At 66.3% G+C, this 20,931-nt stretch carries 14 protein-coding genes; 7 read left to right on the plus strand and 7 right to left on the minus strand.

The window, feature by feature from the left end; genetic code table 11:
• Positions 1–255: 255 nt before the first annotated feature.
• Together U5A65_RS24115 and U5A65_RS24120 are read right to left on the minus strand one after the other, a co-directional pair.
• Positions 256–1,170, minus strand: coding sequence for a ScpA family protein (locus U5A65_RS24115; RefSeq protein WP_321912729.1), 915 nt, complete (start codon positions 1,168–1,170; stop codon positions 256–258).
• Complete coding sequence (locus tag U5A65_RS24120) at positions 1,170–1,355, minus strand: DUF3460 family protein (RefSeq protein WP_069265440.1); 186 nt, start codon at positions 1,353–1,355, stop codon at positions 1,170–1,172. Before U5A65_RS24120 ends, U5A65_RS24115 begins: the two co-directional genes overlap by 1 nt.
• A 363-nt stretch (positions 1,356–1,718) precedes the next feature.
• On the opposite strand from U5A65_RS24120, the gene U5A65_RS24125 reads away from it, so the two are divergent.
• Complete coding sequence (locus U5A65_RS24125) at positions 1,719–3,476, plus strand: autotransporter assembly complex protein TamA (protein ID WP_415765569.1); 1,758 nt, start codon at positions 1,719–1,721, stop codon at positions 3,474–3,476.
• Between the two features lie 61 nt (positions 3,477–3,537).
• Positions 3,538–7,995, plus strand: coding sequence for a translocation/assembly module TamB domain-containing protein (locus U5A65_RS24130; protein ID WP_321947804.1), 4,458 nt, complete (start codon positions 3,538–3,540; stop codon positions 7,993–7,995).
• Between the two features lie 98 nt (positions 7,996–8,093).
• Here U5A65_RS24130 and metG read toward each other — a convergent pair whose 3' ends face one another.
• Together metG and U5A65_RS24140 are read right to left on the minus strand one after the other, a co-directional pair.
• The gene (gene metG / locus U5A65_RS24135) at positions 8,094–10,247 is read right to left on the minus strand and encodes a methionine--tRNA ligase (RefSeq protein ID WP_321936476.1); all 2,154 of its coding nucleotides are present in this window, start codon (positions 10,245–10,247) and stop codon (positions 8,094–8,096) included.
• A 453-nt stretch (positions 10,248–10,700) separates the two neighbouring features.
• Positions 10,701–11,354, minus strand: a complete 654-nt coding sequence (locus U5A65_RS24140) for an OmpA family protein (protein ID WP_321912722.1) — start codon at positions 11,352–11,354, stop codon at positions 10,701–10,703.
• A gap of 319 nt (positions 11,355–11,673) precedes the next feature.
• Here U5A65_RS24140 and apbC point away from each other — a divergent pair, with 319 nt between their 5' ends.
• The 5 genes from apbC to U5A65_RS24165 all read left to right on the plus strand — a co-directional run bounded on the left by apbC (position 11,674) and on the right by U5A65_RS24165 (position 17,313).
• On the plus strand, positions 11,674–12,762 hold the full coding sequence (apbC, locus tag U5A65_RS24145; protein ID WP_321947805.1) for an iron-sulfur cluster carrier protein ApbC: 1,089 nt from the start codon (positions 11,674–11,676) through the stop codon (positions 12,760–12,762).
• 149 nt (positions 12,763–12,911) lie between these two features.
• Complete coding sequence (locus U5A65_RS24150) at positions 12,912–13,466, plus strand: superoxide dismutase family protein (RefSeq protein WP_321912719.1); 555 nt, start codon at positions 12,912–12,914, stop codon at positions 13,464–13,466.
• A gap of 172 nt (positions 13,467–13,638) precedes the next feature.
• On the plus strand, positions 13,639–14,208 hold the full coding sequence (gene dcd, locus U5A65_RS24155; RefSeq protein WP_028207739.1) for a dCTP deaminase: 570 nt from the start codon (positions 13,639–13,641) through the stop codon (positions 14,206–14,208).
• 81 nt (positions 14,209–14,289) lie between these two features.
• The gene (locus U5A65_RS24160; protein ID WP_321947807.1) at positions 14,290–16,569 is read left to right on the plus strand and encodes an arginine/lysine/ornithine decarboxylase; all 2,280 of its coding nucleotides are present in this window, start codon (positions 14,290–14,292) and stop codon (positions 16,567–16,569) included.
• A gap of 18 nt (positions 16,570–16,587) precedes the next feature.
• On the plus strand, positions 16,588–17,313 hold the full coding sequence (locus U5A65_RS24165; protein ID WP_321936477.1) for a lysozyme inhibitor LprI family protein: 726 nt from the start codon (positions 16,588–16,590) through the stop codon (positions 17,311–17,313).
• 12 nt (positions 17,314–17,325) lie between these two features.
• Here U5A65_RS24165 and U5A65_RS24170 read toward each other — a convergent pair whose 3' ends face one another.
• The 3 genes from U5A65_RS24170 to U5A65_RS24180 all read right to left on the minus strand — a co-directional run bounded on the left by U5A65_RS24170 (position 17,326) and on the right by U5A65_RS24180 (position 20,871).
• Entirely contained in the window at positions 17,326–18,255 is a 930-nt protein-coding gene (locus tag U5A65_RS24170; protein ID WP_321912713.1) for a bestrophin family protein, read from the minus strand.
• 256 nt (positions 18,256–18,511) lie between these two features.
• Positions 18,512–19,918, minus strand: a complete 1,407-nt coding sequence (gene argH, locus U5A65_RS24175) for an argininosuccinate lyase (protein ID WP_321947809.1) — start codon at positions 19,916–19,918, stop codon at positions 18,512–18,514.
• A 128-nt stretch (positions 19,919–20,046) separates the two neighbouring features.
• On the minus strand, positions 20,047–20,871 hold the full coding sequence (locus U5A65_RS24180) for a helix-turn-helix transcriptional regulator (protein WP_321912710.1): 825 nt from the start codon (positions 20,869–20,871) through the stop codon (positions 20,047–20,049).
• Positions 20,872–20,931 lie beyond the last annotated feature (60 nt).

Here is a 20,931-nt window from a genome sequence, read left to right on the forward strand (position 1 = left end):
GAGACCCGGACGAAGGGCCGCGAGCGGACGTCGCGCGCCCGGTCCGCGCAGGTGGCGCGGCAAGTATGACGTGTGCCCCGTATATGGGACGAGACCGGGCAGGCGCGGGCGATTGTAGTGGATTTGTGAATGCCGCGCACCCGCCTCGGATAGGGGGTTTGTCCTGGCGTTCCGCTGTGCGGTCCGGGCGGCTGCCCCGCGTGATGCGATCCTGTTTATTGTCCCGGCGCGCGCCCAGAAAACATCGGGGATAGATCAGGCGGGCAAATACGCGAGCCGCACGTAAATCGGCGCGAACGGCTCGGGCTGGGTGATCTCGATGAGCGACTCGCGCGAAAGCTCCAGCATGGCGATGAAGTTCACGACCACGACGGGCACGCCGCGCGTGGTGTCGAAAAGCTCGGAGAACTCCATGAATCGCTCGCCCTGGAGTTTGCGCAGGATGATGCTCATGTGCTCGCGCACCGAGAGCTCCTCGCGCGAGATCTTGTGATGCTGGACGAGCTTTGCGCGCTTGATGACGTCGGCCCACGCGGCGCGCAGGTCGTTGCTGTCCACGTCGGGAAAGCGCGGCGTGATGCTCTGCTCGATATACACCTCGGCGCGCAGGAAGTCGCGGCCGAGCTGCGGCAACTGGTCGAGGCGCTGGGCGGCGAGCTTCATCTGCTCGTATTCGAGCAGGCGGCGCACGAGTTCGGCGCGCGGGTCCTCGGCTTCCTCGCCGGTGTCGGCCTTCTTGACCGGCAGCAGCATGCGCGACTTGATCTCGATGAGCATGGCCGCCATCAGCAGATATTCGGCCGCGAGTTCGAGGTTGGTCTTGCGCAGTTGCTCGACGTAGCCGAGGTACTGGGTCGTGACCTCCGCCATCGGAATATCGAGGACGTTGAAGTTCTGCTTGCGGATCAGGTACAGCAGCAGGTCGAGCGGGCCTTCGAAGGTTTCGAGGAAAACTTCGAGCGCGTCCGGCGGGATGTAGAGGTCCTGCGGGAGCTTGAAGAGCGGCTCGCCGTAAAGGCGTGCGAACGCAACGCCGTCGACCGTGTCGGGCGTCGAGTCGGTCGCGGGCGTGGTCAGCGCTTCACCGGGCGTTTGCCCGGGCGCGTGGCCCGCGTGACTGGCCGCGTGCTCGCCTGCTGGCGGCGCGCCGGCCCCGTCGGCCTCGGCCATCAGAAGTTCTGGTAGTAGACGTAGGACGTTTGCTTCACGCGCGAAGCCTGCTGGCGCTCGCGCTCGTCGAGGTCGATCGGCTGCTTGTCCCACAGGAGCGCGCGGCCCTTGCGTTGCTGTTCTTCGAGCTGCGGCTTTTGCTGCTTGAGCTGGTTGATGAACTGCGTGATGTCCGACTGATACATGGCTTGCGTCCGTCCAGTAAGGCGGGGCGCCTGATTGCGCCGCGCCGCTAATTCTGTCGGCGGCAATTTTACCGCAAGCCAACGCCGCGGAACATCCGCACCGACTTTCGTGCTCCGCTACCTTTGCGGTGGTCTTGCCGCGCCTTTGCGCCTCCTCCTGGGGTTTTTACGCGCCGATGTGGTGAAATAACGCGTTTGCGCCCCGTTGCCGCCCCCCGTGCCCTGCGCGCGAGCGGCGCAACCGGCGCCAACCAGTTCTACGACGGCCGGAGGTGGCGTTTGGCGGGATGGGTGATCGATGCATTGTGCGCACGGCGGCGCCCCTCGCGGGCGGCGCGGCCACGGCTCGCCGCATGCCTGTTCATGTGCCTCGCCGTGTTCTCTGCCGTCGCGCCGCCCGCCCGGGCCGACATCCTGACTACCCTCCTGCCGTGGATGCGCCCGCGCACCTACTACGACGTCGACATCCAGGCCACTCCGCGCGATCTGCGCAAGCTCCTCGAGACGCACCTCGACATTGCGCGCTTTGCCACGCGCGCCGACGTGAACGAGGACCAGTTCGAGTTCCTCGTGACCGCGACGCCGCAGCAGGTGCGCGACCTTGCCTCGACCGCGGGCTATTTCACGCCGGTCGTGCGTACCGACGTGCGCACGATCGACGGCAGGCGGCACGTGCGGGTGAGCGTCGACCCGGGGCCGCGCACGACGATTTCGTCGGTGAAGCTCGTCTTTCGCGGTCCCGTGCTCACGGAAGACCCGGCACAGGAGAACACGGCGCGTTTCGCGTTCTCGCTGCACGACGGCGACGCCTTTACGCAGTCAGGCTGGGACGATGCCAAGAACGCCTCGCTCAAGGCGCTGCAGGCGCGCCGCTACCTCGGCGCCAAGATCGTCTTTTCGGAGGCGCGCGTCGATCCGCTGCGGCATGACGCGCAACTTTCCGTAACCTTCGACAGCGGGCCGACCTTCACGCTGGGCAAGCTCGACGTTTCGGGCCCGCAGCGGTATCCGGGCTACATCATCGACAACGTGAATCCGCTCTCGCCAGGCGAAATCTACGACCTGAACCGCGTGGCCGAACTGCAGCGCCAGGTGCAGAACACGCCTTACTACGCGAGCGTGGCGATCGACGTCGACGCCAACACGCAAAAACCGGTCGATACGACCGTGCACGTAAAGGTGAGCGAGTTCCCGTACAACAACTTTCGCGGTGGCGTAGGTTATTCGACTGACACCGGCGCGCACGTCCAGGGCTCCTATACGTACCTGAATACGTTCGGGGCGGCGTGGCCGTTCCAGGTGCAGGGGCGGCTCGACCAGATCCAGAAGTTCGGCCAGGTCCAGCTTTCGATGCCGCCGGGCCCGCGCGCCTGGACCAACAGCCTCGTCGCTTCCTACACGACCACCGATGTCTCGGACACGAACATCTATAGCGCGCGGGTCGGGGTGCAGCGCACGCGCACGTCGCAGAACATCGACTACGCCTACGCGCTGATGTTCTACGACGATCGCCTCACGCAGAACGTGGGGCCGTCGTCGCGGGCCTATGCGCTCGTGCCGACCTGGGGCTGGACGCGCCGCAACGTCGACGACCCGCTCTTTCCGCGCTCGGGCAACATCATCCGCATGGAGGCGGGCCTCGCGCTCAAGAACGTGGGCGCCGAACAAAGCTTCCTGCGCGCCTACATGCGCGGCCAGCAATACCTGCCGATCGGCCACAGCGACATCATGGTGTTCCGCGCGGAACTGGGCGGCGTGTTCACGAGCGGCCCGTCGAGCGGCATCCCCGCGTCGCTGCTGTTCCGTGCGGGCGGCTCGAACTCGGTGCGCGGCTACTCGTTCCAGAGCATCGGCAACGACCAGTCGGGCTCGATCCTGCCAACCAAGTATCTCGTCACCGGGTCGGCGGAGTACCAGCACTGGTTCAGCCACGACTGGGGCGGCGCGGCGTTCTTCGACGTCGGCACGGCCACCGACACCTGGGGCGAAAAGGATTTCGACCCGGGCGCGGGTATCGGCGCGCGCTGGCGCAGTCCCGTCGGGCCGGTCAATCTCGATCTCGCTTATGGTTTTCGCACTCACAGCGTGCGGCCTTACCTGACACTCGGGATCGCCTTCTGATGATGACGCGCTCGCTGCTCCGTTTCGCCACGACCCCTGCGCCGCACGGCGAGGTGGCCGCATGAGCGCGCGTCGTTTCGCGGCTTCGGCGTGGCTGCCCGCCACATTCGCGGTGCCGCCGGAGGAGGCGGGGCGCAGCCCGGATGATGATGCGCGCGCTCAGCCCAGTGGCGACGGTGGCGACGGCGGGCGTGGCGCGGGCGCGGGCGGGGACGCCGGTGCGCCGCCGCCGCGCCGCGGGCCGCGGCTCTGGAAGGCGCTCGCCTGGGCGATCGTCGTGCCGGTGCTGCTGGTCGGGCTGGTCGCCGGCTTGCTCTATGGCGTGCTGACCACCGAGCGCGGCACGGCCTACGCGTGGCGCGCGGCCGTCAAGCTGCTCGACGGCAAGCTGGCGGGCACGCTCGAAGGCGGCACGCTCGCGAGCGGTGTGCGCTTTTCCAACGTGAGCTGGCGCGGCACGGACGGCACCACGCTCAAGGTCGACCGCATTGGCGGCCAATGGGAGCTGCATGGCTTCGGCCAGAAGCCCTGGCGCTTCGTGGTGGACTATCTGCATGCTGGCGACATCGAGATGCGCATCGTGCCGTCGCACGAGCCTTCTTCGCCCGTGAAGCTGCCTGAGAATCTGCAACTGCCGCTCGGGCTCGAGATCCGCGATTTGCAGGTGGACAAGTTCACGATCCACGAAGGCACCTCCACCAACGAGTTCTCGCGGTTCCAGTTCCACGGACGCAGTGACGGCCGCCATCACGAGGCCGCCATCGAGCGCCTCGACACGCCTTTTGGCGCGGTGAACGCGCGGGCGAAGCTCGATGGCGTGCGGCCGTTCGCGCTCACGGGCGACCTGGGCTACGCCGGCAAGGTGAACGGCGAGGACGTGCAGGTCAGCGCCAATCTCGCCGGCTCGCTCGAAGCGCTCACGGCCGACGTCGAGGCGAGCGGCATGAAGCTCACGGGCCGCGCACATGTGGAGGCAACGCCGTTCGCTTCCGTGCCGCTGCAACGCGCAACGCTCGCATTCGATCACGTCAATCCGCAGGCGTTCGCGCCGGGCGCGCCGTTCGCCGACCTCGCGGTGCGTGCGCAGTTGCAGCCGGTGCCGGGTGGCGCGGCGGGCGTGCCGGCGGCGCTCGCGGCGGCGGCATCGGGCGCAGCGTCGGCCTCGGCGGTGACGCCGGCATCCGTTCCGGCGTTGGCATTGGCGCCAAAAGGCCGAGCGAAGCACCACGCCGTGGAGTCCGATGCGGCTGGCTTCACGGTGGCGGGGGCGGTCTCGATCGTCAACGCGAAGCCGGGCGCCATCGACGAAAAGCTGTTGCCGCTCATCGACGCGCACGCCGATGTCGTGCTCGATGCAAAGACGCAGCGCATACCGAAGCTCGCCGTGCGCCTCGTGAAGAACGCGACGATCACCGGCGGCGGCACGATCAGCGGGCGCGACGGACGCTTCGATCTGAAGGTGGCCGGGCTCGACCTCAACGCAATCGAGTCGAGCGTGCGAGCCACGCAATTCGCGGGGCCGATTGGCGTGCGGCTGAACGGCGACGTGCAGAGCGTCACGCTCGATCTCGCCGATCCGAAGGCGGCGCTGCGCGTGCAGGGCAAGGTCACGCAGGACCCCGCGCGCCTGTCGCTCAACGACGTGCGGCTGACTTCGGGTGCGGGGCGCATCGACCTTTCGGGCGCGCTCAAGCACGACGCCAGCTCCACGTATCAACTCAAGGCGGTGCTGACCAATTTCGATCCGTTGTCGCTCACGCCGCAAACACCGGCGCGCACGGCCGCGAAGTCACCCGCCCCGGCCGCGCGGGCGCGGCCCACGCCTGGGGCTCATCCCGCGACCCAGCCCGCCGCCGACGCGCTCAACCCGCAACGCAATCTCGCGCTCAACCCGGCGCTGAACCCCTCGCTCAATCCTGCGCAGTCCGGCGAGCAGGCCGCCGAGCAAAAGCGCGTGGAGAACGCGAAAGAGACCCAGCCGGGCGGGGCGGCCCCGCCCGAGGCGCGACCCAGACCCGCCACGCGACCCGCCGGCCGGCCGATCGAGGCGCGCGTGAACGGCACACTCAACGCGAGCGGCACGCTCGCGCCTGCTTTCACGACGAGGGCCGAGTTCAAGCTCGGCCCGAGCGTCTACGACGACCTGCCGCTCACGGGCGAGGGCCTCATTCAGCTGGCGGGCTCGCGCATTCTGCCAAGCCGCGCGAACCTCTCTATTGCGGGCAATACCGTCGATCTGCAAGGCAGCTTCGGCGCGCGCGGCGACCGCCTGCGCTTTCGCGTGGATGCGCCGCAGCTCGACCGGCTCGGCTTCGGCATAGCGGGCCAGCTCGCGGCGAACGGCGACGTGACCGGCACCTTCGCGCATCCTGACGTCTCGCTTGACTACAAGGCCGACCACGTGGTGTTCGGCGACAACCGTGTCGGCCATGCCGAGGGCCATGCGCTCGCGCGCGACGGCGCGAACGGCGCGCTCGCCTTCAGCACCGACGCGAGCGAGATTGCCGTGGCCGGCGTCGATATCACGACGCTCACCGCGCGCCTCGACGGTACGCGCGCGAAACACACGCTTACCGCGAGCGCGAAGGGCAAGGTGCAGGGCCAGCCGATCGACTTCGTGGTGGCGGCAAACGGCGGCCTTCAGGACACGCGCGAGGGCTCGCGCTGGAACGGCACGCTCACGCAGCTCGAGAACCGCGGCGTGCCGGGTGTGAAGCTGCAATCGCCGCTGACGGTGAGCGCGGGCCCCGGCAAGGTCACGCTTGGCGCGACACGGCTCGTGGGCGAAGGCGCGACGCTCGACCTGAAAGGCTTCGACCTCGACCATGGCCGCATTCGCTCGGCGGGTACGCTCACCGGCGTGTCGCTTGCGCGCATCATGCAGATCCGGCAGCAGTTCACGGGCGTGCCGTCCACGCTCAGGACCGACCTGATTTTCGACGGCGACTGGGACTTCTCGCTCGGCCAGACGGCCACGGGCTATGTGCAGATCAAGCGCCGCTCGGGCGACATCACGACCGAAGTCGGCCGCGGCTTTGCCTCGCTCGGCGTGGGCGACCTCAACGTGCGCGCCGCCTTCAGCGGCGGCAACCGCCTCACGCTCACGGCGCATGCGCTGGCGAGCCGCGTGGGCACGCTCGACATCGACGCCTACACGACGCTCGCGCCGCGCGACGGCATTCTCACCGTCACGGACGAAGCGCCGATTGGCGGCACCATCAACGCGAACGTGCCCTCGCTCAGGAACACGGGCGGCATGTTAGGCCCGACCTATCTGCTCGACGGCCACCTCGCGTTGCAACTCGCGCTCGGCGGTACGGTCGCGAAGCCGAATCTCACGGGCTCGCTGGTCGGCGACGGGCTGTCGGCCACCGTGGTCGATCAGGGCGTGGAGTTGAAGGACGGTGTGATCCGCATCGTGCTTTCGCAGAACCTCGTCGACTTCCAGCAGGTGGAGTTCCACGGCGCGACGAGCGGCACGCTGCGCGCAACGGGCCGCGTGCGTCTGGACAACGCCGAACCTGATCTGACGGCGAGCATCGTCGCGGACAAGCTCGAACTCTTTGCTTCGCCCGACCGCAAGATGTCGCTCTCCGGCAGCGCGAGCATCGCCAACGGCGGCCATCTCGGCGGCATGCAGATCGACGGCAAGTTCACCGTCGATCACGCGCTATTCGACATGCCCGAGTTGCCCGCACCGTCGCTCGGCGACGACGTCGTGATCGTGCGCCCCGACGGCACGACGGTAGGCGGCAGGCCGCCCATCGAAGAAACGGCGTCGACCAAGCCCGCGCCGCGCTTTGCGCCGCGCGCGAACGTCGAGATCGACCTTGGCCACGACTTCCGCTTCCGCGGCCAGGGCGCCGATCTGGGGCTGGCAGGCCTGATCTCGGTCAACAGCGCGCCGGACGTGCCGCTGCGCGCGGTCGGCAACGTGCGCGTGACCGAAGGCTCCTCGTACACCGCGTTCGGCACCAAGCTCAATATCGAGAACGGCTTTTTCACGTTCAACGGGCCAGTCGGCAATCCGGGCATTAACATTCTGGCCATGCGCCGCAACCAGCAGGTCGAGGCGGGCGTGCAGGTCACGGGCACGGTTCAGGCGCCGGTGGTCAAGCTCGTTTCCGAGCCGAACGTGCCCGACAACGAAAAGCTCTCCTGGCTGCTGTTCGGGCACGGCACCGACCAGGGCAACAACCTGGGCCAGCAGAACGCCATGACGACGGCGCTCGCGTTGCTTGGCAGCGCCCAGGGCAAACGCATCGCGCAAAGTATCGGCCTCGACGAGTTTTCTATCGGGCGCAGCGAGGTGGGCCTGACCGACCCCGAAGTCGTGATGATCGCGAAGGTCATCAACCAGCGGCTCGTGATCGGCTATGAACAGGGCCTGCAGTCGGCTTCGAACGCGGTGAAGGCCACGATCAACCTCTCGCGCTACTGGTCGCTGGTGGTGTATGGCGGGACATTCAATGGCGCCGATATTCTTTATACGCGGCGTTTCGATCGAATTCGCTGGTAGCGAGATTACCAATCAACAGCAAAAAAAAAAAGCACACCTGAGAGGTGTGCTTTTTTTCGCGTGTAGCGCAACGCCGTGGCGTTTGCGCTTGATTCGCCTTAACGCACGCGCATGCCCGGCTTGGCACCCGAATGCGGTTCGAGAATATACAGCCCCGGTTCGGCCTTCTCGTCGGCCGCGGAGGCCGCGAGCACCATGCCTTCGGACATGCCGAACTTCATCTTGCGCGGCGCGAGGTTCGCGACCATCACGGTGAGCTTGCCCTTGAGGTCTTCCGGCTTGTACGCGGAACGGATGCCCGAGAACACGTTGCGCGTCTTTTCTTCGCCCACGTCGAGCGTGAGTTGCAGCAGCTTGTCCGAACCTTCGACGATATTGCAGTCGACGATCAGCGCCACGCGCAGGTCGATCTTCGCGAAGTCGTCGATGGAGATGACTTCGGGCGTTGCATCGGCGGCAGGCTTCTTTGCTTCCTTGGCAGCCTTCGACTTCTTGCTGGCGTCCGCAGCCGCTGCGGCGGGCGCATCGGTTGCCTGCAGCGAATCGCGGTTGGCGGCGAGCAGCGCTTCGATCTGCTTCGGATCGACGCGCGTCATCAGGTGCTTGTACGCGTTGATCGGCTGTTGCGACGACAGCGCCTTGCCTGCATCGGCCCACGTGAGCGGCTCGATGCCGAGGAACTGCTCCACGCCTTGAGCGAGTTGCGGCAGCACCGGCTTGAGCGCGAGCGAAAGCAGGCGGAACGCTTCGAGGCTCACGCTGCAGCTTTCGTGCAGCGCCACCGCGTTGGCCGGATCCTTGGCCTGCTCCCACGGCTTGGCCGTGTCGACGTAACCGTTCACGGCGTCGGCGAGTTCCATCGTCTGGCGCAGCGCGCGGCTGTATTCGCGTGCTTCGTAGTGCGCAGCGATTTGCGGAATCGCCGCGCGCAGTTGCTCGAGCAGCGGATGATTCATCGCGCTATCCTGCACGCGGCCTTCGAAGCGCTTGATCAGGAAGCCCGCCGCGCGGCTCGCGATGTTGATGTACTTGCCGACGAGGTCGCTGTTCACGCGCGCCTGGAAGTCTTCGAGGTTCAGGTCGAGGTCTTCCATCGTGCTGTTGAGCTTCGCGGCGAAGTAGTAGCGCAGCCACTCGGGGTTCAGGCCCGTGGTCACATAGCTTTCCGCCGTGATGAACGTGCCGCGCGACTTCGACATCTTCGCGCCGTCCACGGTCAGGAAGCCGTGCGCGAACACGTTGGTCGGCGTGCGGTGGCCCGAGAACTGGAGCATGGCCGGCCAGAACAGCGTGTGGAAATACAGGATGTCCTTGCCGATGAAGTGGTACTGCTCTGTTTTCGAACCGGCCTTCACCCAGGCTTCGAAGTCGATGCCGCGCTGCTCGCACAGGTTCTTGAAGCTCGCGTAATAGCCCACCGGCGCGTCGAGCCACACGTAGAAGTACTTGCCGGGCGCGCCCGGAATCTCAAAGCCGAAGTAGGGCGCGTCGCGCGAGATGTCCCAGTCGGCGAGCTTCGATTCGCCCGAGTCGCCAAGCCACTCGCGCATCTTGTTGGTCGCTTCCGGCTGAGCGAGTCCGCTCACCCAGCCGCGCAGGAAGTCTTCGCAGCGCGGGTCCGAGAGGCGGAAGAAGTAGTGCGTCGAGGTCTTGCGGATGGGCGTTGCGCCCGAGACCACCGAGTACGGATTCTTCAGGTCGGTAGGCGCGTAGGTGGAGCCGCACACTTCGCAGCTGTCGCCGTACTGATCCTTCGCGCCGCACTTCGGGCACTCGCCCTTGATGAAGCGGTCCGGCAGGAACATGTTCTTGACCGGATCGTAGGCCTGCTCGATGTCGCGCGTCTCGATGAAACCCGCTTCCTTGAGCGCCAGGTACACCGACTCGGAGAGCACGCGGTTCTCTTCGGAGTCCGTGGAGTAGTAGTTGTCGAACGACACGCCGAAGCTGTCGAAGTCGCGCTTGTGCTCTTGCCAGACGCGCGCGATCAACTGCTGCGGCGTGAGGCCTTCCTTCTCTGCGCGCAGCATGACGGGCGTGCCGTGCGTGTCGTCGGCACCGACGTAGTAGACCTCGTGGCCATGCATTCGCAGCGCGCGAACCCAGATGTCCGTCTGGATGTACTCGACCAGGTGGCCGATATGGATCTGGCCGTTGGCGTAGGGCAGAGCAGACGTAACGAGAATCTGGCGGCGGCCGCTTTGATTGGCATGCGCGCCGGCTGCTGCGAGGTCGGTGGCGGGTGCTGACATAAGTGAGGGGAAGTCCGATGTTGCGGGGGGAAAGGGCGATTTTAGCAGGGCGGACGCAGCACCGTTCGGCCAGCAGGTGCGCGCTCGTATGTGCCATGCCTCGTGCGAACGCGCGCCGCGCGAGCAACGGTTATGTTGCGTTGCACAAATCAAGGCCAAAAAAAACCGGGGCAAGAATGGCCCCGGAGCAACAACGACAAGAGGAGAATGGTGACGCGGCGGCACTGCCGCACACGTACCGTATAGACAGACAGCACGATTTCCCGAGAGTTCGAAAATTTTTTTCGTTTCTCTGCCAGCGCTTGGAAGCCGGCGTCCAGCAAGGGCTTCACCGCGCGGCTTCGATCCGCGCAAAATGCAAACGGGACGGCAGCGATGCCGTCCCGTTGATGTGTCGCTGTTTTTTCTGCACAGTTGCCGGCAACGCCGTTCCCGGCAACTGCGTCGGCCGGCTTAGCCGCCCTGGTGCTGCGCCGTTGCGCGCAGGTAGATTTCCACGCGGCGGTTCGCGGCGCGGCCGGCTTCCGTGCTGTTGTCGGCGATCGGCTGGGTGTCGCCGCGGCCCTCGGCCGACATGCGCTGCATCTGGATGCCGCGCGAGGCGAGGTAGTTCACTACGCTCTGCGCGCGGTTGGCCGACAGCGTCTGGTTGTACGCGGGCTGGCCGGTGCTATCCGTATGACCCACGACTTGCGCCACGACTTCCGGGTTCTGCTGGAGCGTCTGCGCGACCTCGTCGAGCACCGGTGCGAACGACGGCTTGATCGCGAAGCTGCTGGTGTCGAAGGTCACGTTGCTCGGAATGTTGAGCTTGAGCGAGCCGTCCGGCTGCTCGGTGATCTGCGTGCCCGTGCCCTTGGTCGAGCCCGACAGCTTGTTCTTGATGTTTTGCCAGTTGTAACCGGTGACGCCGCCGACCAGCGCGCCCGCGCCTGCGCCGATCGCCGCGCCCTTGCCGCCGCCGAAGATCGCGCCGATGGCCGCGCCCGTGCCTGCGCCGACACCGGTGCCGATAGCCGTGTTGGTGCCCTGTTGCGTCGCGCAGCCGGCGACGAGCGCGCCGGCAATGGCGAAGACGGACAGGCGAGTCAGGATTCTTGTGTTCATTTGCTTTCCTTTCTTGAGTGGAACGGACGCTGCCGGCGGCGTTCGCGGCCCCGCATGCGAACAGGGTCTTCGAACGGCGCGCGGCGGCAGCTACTACAATGACGCCTTGAGGTTAGCGCCGCCAGGCGAAAAGCCGCTGGATTTGCAGCTTCGAAAGCACCTGGCCGGCATACGAAATCGATGCTGCCGCGAAGCGTGCCCTTTCGGGCAATTTTGCGCAATGCAGCTTAACAATTTCTTTCGATTTCCGGCGCGTAGGCGATCAGTCCTCACTCGGACAGGCGAAAACGCAGACCGGCATTCTCCCCACGGAGTTTCAATGAGCATAGATCGGGCTTTGGTCGACGCCGCGCTCGCGGCCTTGACGGATCCGAACACGGGCCATCCCTACACGGTGGCCAAGGGCGTGCGCAACGTCACCGTCGAAGGCGATACGGTCGGCGTCGAGGTCGTGCTCGGCTATCCGGCGAAGAGCCAGTTCGAAGGCGTGCGCAAGCAAGTCGAGGCGGCGCTCGCCGCGGTGCCGGGCGTGCAGGCGAGCCGCGTCGCGGTCAGGAGCGAGATTACCGCGCATACGGTGCAACGCGGCGTGAAGCTGCTGCCCAATGTGAAGAATATTGTCGCCGTCGCCTCGGGCAAGGGCGGCGTGGGCAAGAGCACGACCGCCGTGAATCTGGCGCTGGCGCTCGCGGCCGAAGGGGCGTCTGTGGGCGTGCTCGACGCGGACATCTACGGCCCCTCGCTGCCGATGATGCTCGGCATCGAAGGCCGCCCCGAGTCGCCCGACGGCCAGTCGATGAATCCGCTCGAAGGCCACGGCGTGCAGGCCAACTCGATCGGCTTTCTCGTCGAGCAGGACAACCCGATGGTCTGGCGCGGCCCGATGGCGACTTCGGCGCTCGAGCAATTGCTGCGTCAGACGAACTGGCGCGAACTCGACTATCTCGTGGTCGACATGCCGCCGGGCACCGGCGACATCCAGCTCACGCTCTCGCAGCGCGTGCCCGTCACGGGCGCCGTGATCGTCACGACGCCGCAGGACATCGCGCTGCTCGACGCGAAGAAGGGCCTCAAGATGTTCGAAAAAGTGGGCATTCCGATTCTCGGCATCGTCGAGAACATGGCCGTGCACATCTGCTCGAACTGCGGCCACGCCGAGCATGTCTTCGGCGCGGGCGGCGGCGAGCGCATGGCGAAGGAGTACGGCGTGGAAGTGCTCGGCAGCCTGCCGCTCGACATCGCCATTCGCGAGCAGGCCGATTCGGGCAACCCGACCGTCGTGGCCGCGCCGCACGGGCCGGTGGCGGAAATCTATCGCGCCATTGCGCGCCGCGTGGCGATCCAGATTGCCGAGCGCGCCCGCGACATGACCTCGAAGTTCCCGACCATCGTCGTGCAGAACACCTGAGGCCCGGTGTGCGCCGCGGCGCTTGTGCGGCGCCCCGCGCATGGGGACAGATAGGCGCGCGGCGCGCCGCGTGCGCGGTATCATGTGGGCTTCATCGGGTCCGGTATGGCGGCAGCAACGGGGCTGCCGCCGCCCGGCAAGAGGATCGCATGGATAAAGGACACGACAGGCAAGCGGGGAATGCGCACGTCGTCTGGAGGATCGCGCTCGTCGCGCTGTGCAGCAGCGCGCTGCTTGCGGGCTGCACGAGCTTCATGGGCCAGCAGGACAAGCGCGCGAACGCGCAGCTGCTGCCCACCGTCGGCAGCCAGGTGCGCGGCACGGTTTCGTTCGTCGAGCACTCGGACGGCGTGCAGGTGAGCTACAACCTCGCGGGCCTGCCGCCCGACAGCGATCACGCATTGCAGGTGCACGAGCGCGGCGACTGCAACGCCACCGACGCCTCGAGCGCCGGCGCTGTGTTCGCGCCGGCCGCGGAGCACCTGAAGGCCGGCGCGCGCGTGGAAGGGGACCTCGGCAACATCCACGCGGATTCGAATGGCGTGGCGACGGGCTTTATCGTCGCACCCGACGTCTCGCTCGACGGCGTGCGCTCCGTGCTGCAACGCGCGGTGATCGTGCATCGGGACGCCATCGACCCCTATGCCTACCCGCAGCGCGGCACGGGCCCGGCGCTCGCCTGCGGGCTGATTCGCGCCGAGTAAGCGCGGCCGACTGTGGCTGGGCGTGGCTGAATGCGACATTTGCGGCCGCGCGAAACGTAGTTCCAGGCATGCCGATCCACATCGCGTAAAATAGGCGCCTTTCGCACGCGGCGCCCGCCCGGTGGGTCCGTCCGCATGTATTCCCGACCCGATTTCTCGTTAAGTAGCGAACATGGCAATCAAGTCCGACAAGTGGATCCGGCGCATGGCCGAAGAGCAGAAGATGATCGAGCCGTTCGTGCGCGATCAGGTCCGGATGTCGGAAGACGGCCGCAAGATCGTGAGCTACGGCACTTCGAGCTACGGCTACGACATCCGTTGCGCCGACGAATTCAAGATCTTCACGAACATCAACTCGACCATCGTCGATCCGAAAAACTTCGACGAAAAGTCGTTCGTGGACTTCAAGGGCGACGTCTGCATCATTCCGCCCAATTCGTTCGCACTCGCGCGCACGGTCGAGTATTTCCGCATTCCGCGCAACGTCCTGACCGTGTGTCTGGGCAAGTCCACCTATGCGCGCTGCGGGATCATCGTGAACGTCACGCCGTTCGAGCCCGAGTGGGAAGGCTACGTGACGCTCGAATTCTCAAATACGACACCTTTGCCTGCGAAAATCTACGCGAACGAGGGTGTGGCTCAAGTGCTGTTCTTCGAAAGCGATGAGATCTGCGAGGTCTCGTACGCGGATCGCGGCGGCAAGTATCAAGGCCAGCACGGCGTCACCCTGCCGAAGACCTGACGCACACAACCACCGGACACAACGACATACGGGGACCGCTGCGCGTCATATGCAGCGGTCGTTTCTTTTGGAGAATCGCCCATGAAGTTTCGTTTTCCCGTCGTCATCATCGACGAAGACTTTCGCTCCGAGAACATCTCGGGTTCCGGCATCCGGGCACTGGCCGAAGCCATCGAGAAAGAGGGCGCGGAAGTCCTCGGGCTGACGAGCTACGGCGACCTCACGTCGTTCGCGCAGCAGTCGAGCCGCGCGGCCTGCTTCATTCTCTCGATCGACGACGACGAGCTGCTGCCCTACGTGGAAGGCTCGGATGGCGAAGCGCCGGAGCACGCGCCCGCGATCGTCGCACTGCGCGCGTTCATGGAGGCGGTGCGCAAGCGCAACGCCGACATCCCCATCTTCCTGTACGGCGAAACGCGCACCTCGCGCCACTTGCCCAACGACATCCTGCGTGAGCTGCACGGCTTCATTCACATGTTCGAGGACACGCCGGAGTTCGTCGCGCGCCACGTGATTCGCGAAGCGAAGGTGTATCTCGACGCGCTCTCGCCGCCGTTCTTCAAGGAACTCGTGAAGTACGCCGACGAAGGTTCGTACTCGTGGCACTGCCCGGGTCACTCGGGGGGCGTCGCGTTCCTGAAGAACCCGCTCGGCCAGATGTTCCACCAGTTCTTCGGCGAGAACATGCTGCGCGCCGACGTCTGCAATGCGGTCGAGGAACTCGGCCAGCTGCTCGATCACACGGGCCCGGTCGCGGCCTCGGAGCGCAACGCGGCGCGCATTTTCAGCGCCGACCACGTGTTCTTCGTGACCAACGGCACGTCCACCTCGAACAAGATCGTCTGGCACGCCACGGTCGCGCCGGGCGACATCGTGCTCGTGGACCGCAACTGCCACAAGTCGATCCTGCACGCGATCACGATGACGGGCGCGATTCCGGTGTTCCTCACGCCCACGCGCAACAACTTCGGCATCATCGGCCCGATTCCGCGCGACGAGTTCAAGCCGGAAAACATCCGCAAGAAGATCGAAGCGAACCCGTTCGCCCGTGAAGCGCTCGCGAAGAACCCGAATCTGAAGCCGCGCATTCTGACGATCACGCAGAGCACATACGACGGCGTGATCTACAACGTCGAGATGATCAAGGATCTGCTCGGCGACATGCTCGACACGCTGCACTTCGACGAAGCCTGGCTGCCGCACGCCGAATTCCACGAGTTCTACCAGGACATGCACGCGATCGGCGCGGGCCGTCCGCGCACCAAGGCGCTCGTGTTCGCCACGCACTCCACGCACAAGCTGCTCGCCGGCATCTCGCAGGCTTCGCAGATCGTGGTGCAGGACTCGGAAGACAGCGCGTTCGATCGCCATCGCTTCAACGAGGCGTATCTCATGCATACGTCCACGAGCCCGCAGTACGCGATCATCGCGTCGTGCGACGTGGCCGCGGCGATGATGGAAGCGCCGGGCGGCCCGGCACTGGTGGAAGAGTCGATCGCCGAAGCGCTCGACTTCCGCCGCGCCATGCGCAAGGTCGACGCCGAATACGGCGACGACTGGTTCTTCCAGGTCTGGGGTCCGGACGAGCTGGCCGAGGAAGGCATCGGCTCGCGCGAAGACTGGATGCTGCGCCCGAACGACCACTGGCACGGCTTCGGCGCGCTCGCCGAAAACTTCAACATGCTCGACCCGATCAAGGCGACCATCGTCACGCCGGGTCTGGACGTGGACGGTGAATTCGGCGACACGGGCATTCCGGCCGCGATCGTCACGAAGTATCTGGCCGAGCACGGCATCATCGTGGAGAAGACGGGTCTCTACTCGTTCTTCATCATGTTCACGATCGGCATTACGAAGGGCCGCTGGAATTCGATGGTCACCGAACTCCAGCAGTTCAAGGACGACTACGACAACAACCAGCCGCTGTGGCGCGTGTTGCCCGAGTTCGTCTCGCAGCATCCGATGTACGAGCGCGTGGGCCTGCGCGACCTGTGCCAGCAGATCCACAGCGTCTACCGTGCCAACGACATCGCGCGCCTCACGACCGAGATGTACCTCTCGAGCATGGAGCCCGCGATGAAGCCTTCGGACGCCTTTGCGAAGCTCGCGCACCGCGAGATCGACCGCGTGCCCGTGGACGAACTCGAAGGCCGCGTCACGTCGATCCTGCTCACGCCGTATCCGCCGGGCATTCCGCTGCTGATTCCGGGCGAGCGCTTCAACAAGACGATCGTGAATTACCTGAAGTTCGCGCGCGAGTTCAACGAGCGCTTCCCGGGCTTCCACACCGACATCCACGGGCTCGTGGGCGAGACCATCAACGGCCGTATCGAGTATTTCGTGGATTGCGTGCGCGACTGAACGCGCGAGGGCAGGGCAATGTTAGGTGGTTCATCGGCGCGGCTAACGCGTTTCTTTGCTGCGACGGGCTCGGCGCTGTCGCTGGTTTCGGTGGCCACGGTGCTGTTCGCCGTGGCGCCGGCGGCGCACGCCGAGGTCGCGGCGGCCGATCCGATCGACACGGCCATGCGCACGTGCCTCGCGCGCGCGGACCGGTCGTCGACGGCCGGGCAGATCCAGTGCATGGACGACGCGCGCAGCGCGTGGCGCACGGCCGCCGGCACCGCCCTCACGCAACTGCTCGCGAAGTTGCCGCCCGCGCAGCAAAAGCGCTGGCAGCTGAGCCAGCAGAAGTGGGTGGCCTGGCGCGACGCCGAGGACACCATGCTCGGCGCTGCGTTCGCGACCACGAGCGGCAGCACCTACCCGCTCTACGAGGCGGACATGCGCCTGCAACCGGTGCGCGAGCGCGCGCTCGCGCTGCGCAACCAGGCGGCCACATACAGCGGCGACACGCCGCAGGCGCGCGCCTGCAGCGCCGACGCGCGCTGCGAGCACGTGAGCTACGACCTCAATCGCTACTACCGTCAGCTGTATGCGCGCATGCCGAAGCACGCGCGGCCGACGCTCGCGCGCGCACAAAGCGATTGGCGCGCGTATCGCGACGCGACCACGCCGCTCATCGACGAGCATGCGCGGCTCGATCTGCTAGGCGGGCGTCTTGCGACCTTGAAGCGTCTGGCCGAGACGGTGAACAACCACTGAGGCCGCGGCTGTTCAGTCGATGATGAACTGCTCCGGCGCACGCGCCGGCAGCGACGTGGGCTCGCCCATCAGGTCGTGCAACGCGACCTCGATGCCGGACGACATCATGTTGAGTGCGAGGTCGTTGTCCTCGGTGCCGAACGGGTCTTCGAGCTGCGAGGCGATCGCCTCGTGGGCCATGAACGCGTAGGCCACGAACACGGCGAAGATCGGCGTCAAACCGCCAATGCTGTCGACGAGGCCGAACGGCAGCATCGCGCAGAAGAAGTACACGGTGCGATGAATCATCACCGTATAGGCGAACGGCAGCGGCGTGGAGACGATGCGCTCGCAACCGCCGATCACGTCTGAAATTCCATTGAGATTGTGCTCGAACGCGAGCACCGCGTAGCCGTCGAGGCGCCCTTCGCGCGTCTCGCGCCGGACCCATTCCGAGGCGCACAGCATGAGCGTGGCCGGCCGGTAGCGCGAGGCCATCACGCGCTCGAACAGTGCAAGCGGCAAGCGTGCTTCGAGATCGGCGCGCGGGTCGGTGTTGCGCAATTGATGGCGCAGCGCATGCGGCAGCGCGGCAAGCATTCCGGCCAATTCACGCGCTCGTTCGCGCGTGGCGGCTTCGTCGCCGTTGCGAGGCAGCGTGAGCGCCTCGCGCACCAGCGAGCGCGTTTCGTTGAGCATTTGCCCCCACAGCTTGCGGCCTTCCCAGTAGCGGTCGTAGCTCGCGCTGTTGCGAAAGCCGAGAAACACCGCAAGCGCGATGCCGATCAGCGAAAACGGCACCGTGCTCAGGTTCACCGTGAGCTTGAGGATGTGATCGTGCGCGGCCACCGCGATGATCGAGAGGACCAGCACGATGAACAGGCGCGGCAGTAGCTGCGGCAACACGGAGCCGCGCCACGCGAGCAGCATGCGGAACCAGTGGAGGTGAGGGCGGACGATCATGGAAGCAGGGAGTGGAAGCGAAGACAAAACCTGACGGAGCAATACGTCAGTATGGCGCGGGATCGTAGGCCATGGCGTGCGACTGCCGGGCGCACACTTCCGGCATTTTGCTGCGGGTACAGCGCGTTGTCATGCGCGCTGTCATCCGCCTCGTCATGCGATGCGCCGCCGCAAAAACAAACCGGGCGCGCGACAGGGTCCGTCGCGCGCCCGGTTGGCCTGCGAGTGCGGGCGCATTGCGCCCGCCAGGCTTCGCTTACTTGAGTGCCGCGCGCGCCGCTGCGATGGCCGCACGCACCTGCTCGGGCGCGGTGCCGCCCGCATGGTTGCGCGCCGAGACCGAGCCTTCGAGCGTCAGCACTTCGAACACGTCTTCGGCCAGCAGGTGCGAGACGGCCGGCAGTTCGCGGCGCATCTCGTCGAGCGTGAGGTCGGCGAGATCGCAGTTGCGGTCCACGCAGATACGAACGGCGTGCGCCACCGCTTCGTGCGCGTCGCGGAATGGCAGGCCCTTCTTGACGAGGTAGTCGGCCAGATCCGTGGCCGTGGAGAAGCCTTGCAGCGCTGCCGCGCGCATGGCCTGCTCCTTGACCGTGATACCCGCCACCATCTCCGCGAAAATGCGCAGCGTGTCCGCCACCGTATCGACGGTGTCGAACAGGGGCTCCTTGTCTTCCTGGTTGTCCTTGTTGTACGCGAGCGGCTGGCCCTTCATGAGCGTGAGGAGCGCCATGAGGTGGCCGTTCACGCGGCCGGTCTTGCCGCGCGCGAGTTCCGGCACGTCCGGGTTCTTCTTCTGCGGCATGATCGACGAGCCCGTGCAGAAGCGGTCGGCCAGGTCGATGAAGCCCACACGCGGGCTCATCCACAGCACCAGTTCTTCCGAGAAGCGCGAGACGTGCGTCATCACGAGCGCGGCGGCTGCCGTGAATTCGATCGCGAAGTCGCGGTCGGAGACGGCGTCGAGCGAGTTCGCGCAGATGCCGTCGAAGCCCAGCGTCTTCGCCACGGCGAAGCGGTCGATCGGGTAGCTCGTGCCCGCGAGCGCCGCCGCGCCCAGCGGCAGACGGTTCACGCGCTTGCGGCAGTCGACCATGCGCTCGGCGTCGCGCGTGAACATTTCCACGTAGGCGAGCAGGTGATGGCCGAACGTGACCGGCTGCGCCACCTGCAGGTGCGTGAAGCCGGGCATGATCGTGCCCGAGTGCTGTTCAGCGAGATCGAGCAGCGCGCCGCGCAGGTCGCCGAGCAGGCCGCCGATGCGGTCGATCTCGCCGCGCAGCCACAGGCGGATATCGGTCGCGACCTGGTCGTTGCGCGAGCGGCCCGTGTGCAGGCGCTTGCCTGCATCGCCGATCAGGGCGGTCAGGCGCGCTTCGATGTTCAGGTGCACGTCTTCGAGGTCGAGCAGCCACTCGAATTCGCCGCGCTCGATCTCGCCCTTGATCTTAGCCATGCCGCCCTGGATGGCGGCGAGGTCGTCGGCGGAGATGATCTTCTGCGCGGCCAGCATCGACGCGTGCGCGAGCGAGCCCTCGATGTCGACCAGCGCGAGACGCTTGTCGAAGAAGACCGACGACGTGTAGCGCTTGACCAGCTCCGACATGGGTTCGGAGAAGCGAGCCGACCAGGCTTCGCCTTTTTTGTGCAGTTGGGACGTCATGGTGATGGGGCGTGAACGAGCGTGATGAGCGTGAAAAAGCGCGGGCCGCGCGGCGCGTTACGTCTCGCACGGCATGAAAGACCACAATTTTAACATCGGGCGCTTGCCGGGCCGTCGCCAGGCCGCGCTCAAAGCCGCACCAGCACCACGAGCTTGAGATCCTCGCGGTGAGCGGGCTTGAAGGTGATCTGGTCGTAGGCAATGCGGCCATGGCGCGGATGGTTGAACTCGCGCCGGCCGCCCTCGCGCTCGAACACGTCCTGCGAGGCCCAGAAGCGCGTGAACTCGTCGCTCGCGGCGATCAGCGAATCGATCAGCGCGCGCGTGGGCGCATCGTTCAGATGGCGGATCGAATCGGCGCGGAACTCGGCGGCGAGGCGGCGCGCGCGCGTTTCCCAGTCCACGATCAGCTCGCGCCCGAGCGGCTCGGTGAAGGTGAAGCGCAGCAGGTTGCGGTCGTGCTCGCCGTCGAGCCAGCCCGTGAAGAGGTCCGCCGCATGGGCGTTCCACGCGAGCGCGGTCCACTGGCGGTCGAGCACGTAGGCGGGGGCGTCGACGAGCTTCACCGTCTGCAAAAGCGTGGCGGGGGCGTCCGCGGCGGTGGCCGGGTCGGGCTCGGCGGGGTCGCGCTGCGCAGCCAGCTCGAACAGATAGGCGCGCTCGGCGCGCGAGAGCCGCAGCGCGACGGCGATGCGCGCGAGCGCGTCCGCCGACGCCGAAACGGGGCGACCCTGCTCGATCCACGTGTACCAGGTCGGGCTCACGCCGCACAACTGCGCGACTTCTTCGCGGCGCAGGCCCGGCGTGCGGCGGCGCGGGCCCGGCGGCAGGCCGACCTCCGCGGGCGAGAGGCGCTCGCGATGGGCGCGGATGAATTCGCCGAGCGCGCGGGCGGGCGTCGCGTCGAGGGTCTTGGCGGAGCCGCTGGCGGCGGCGGGCGTGTCGAGGCTCATTGGGTGTGGGGCAGGTGGCGGCGATACCAGAATAATCGCTTAACTTGTACTGGTACAGAA

Source organism: Paraburkholderia sp. J10-1 (genome assembly GCF_905220165.1).
In the GTDB taxonomy this organism is placed as follows: domain Bacteria; phylum Pseudomonadota; class Gammaproteobacteria; order Burkholderiales; family Burkholderiaceae; genus Paraburkholderia.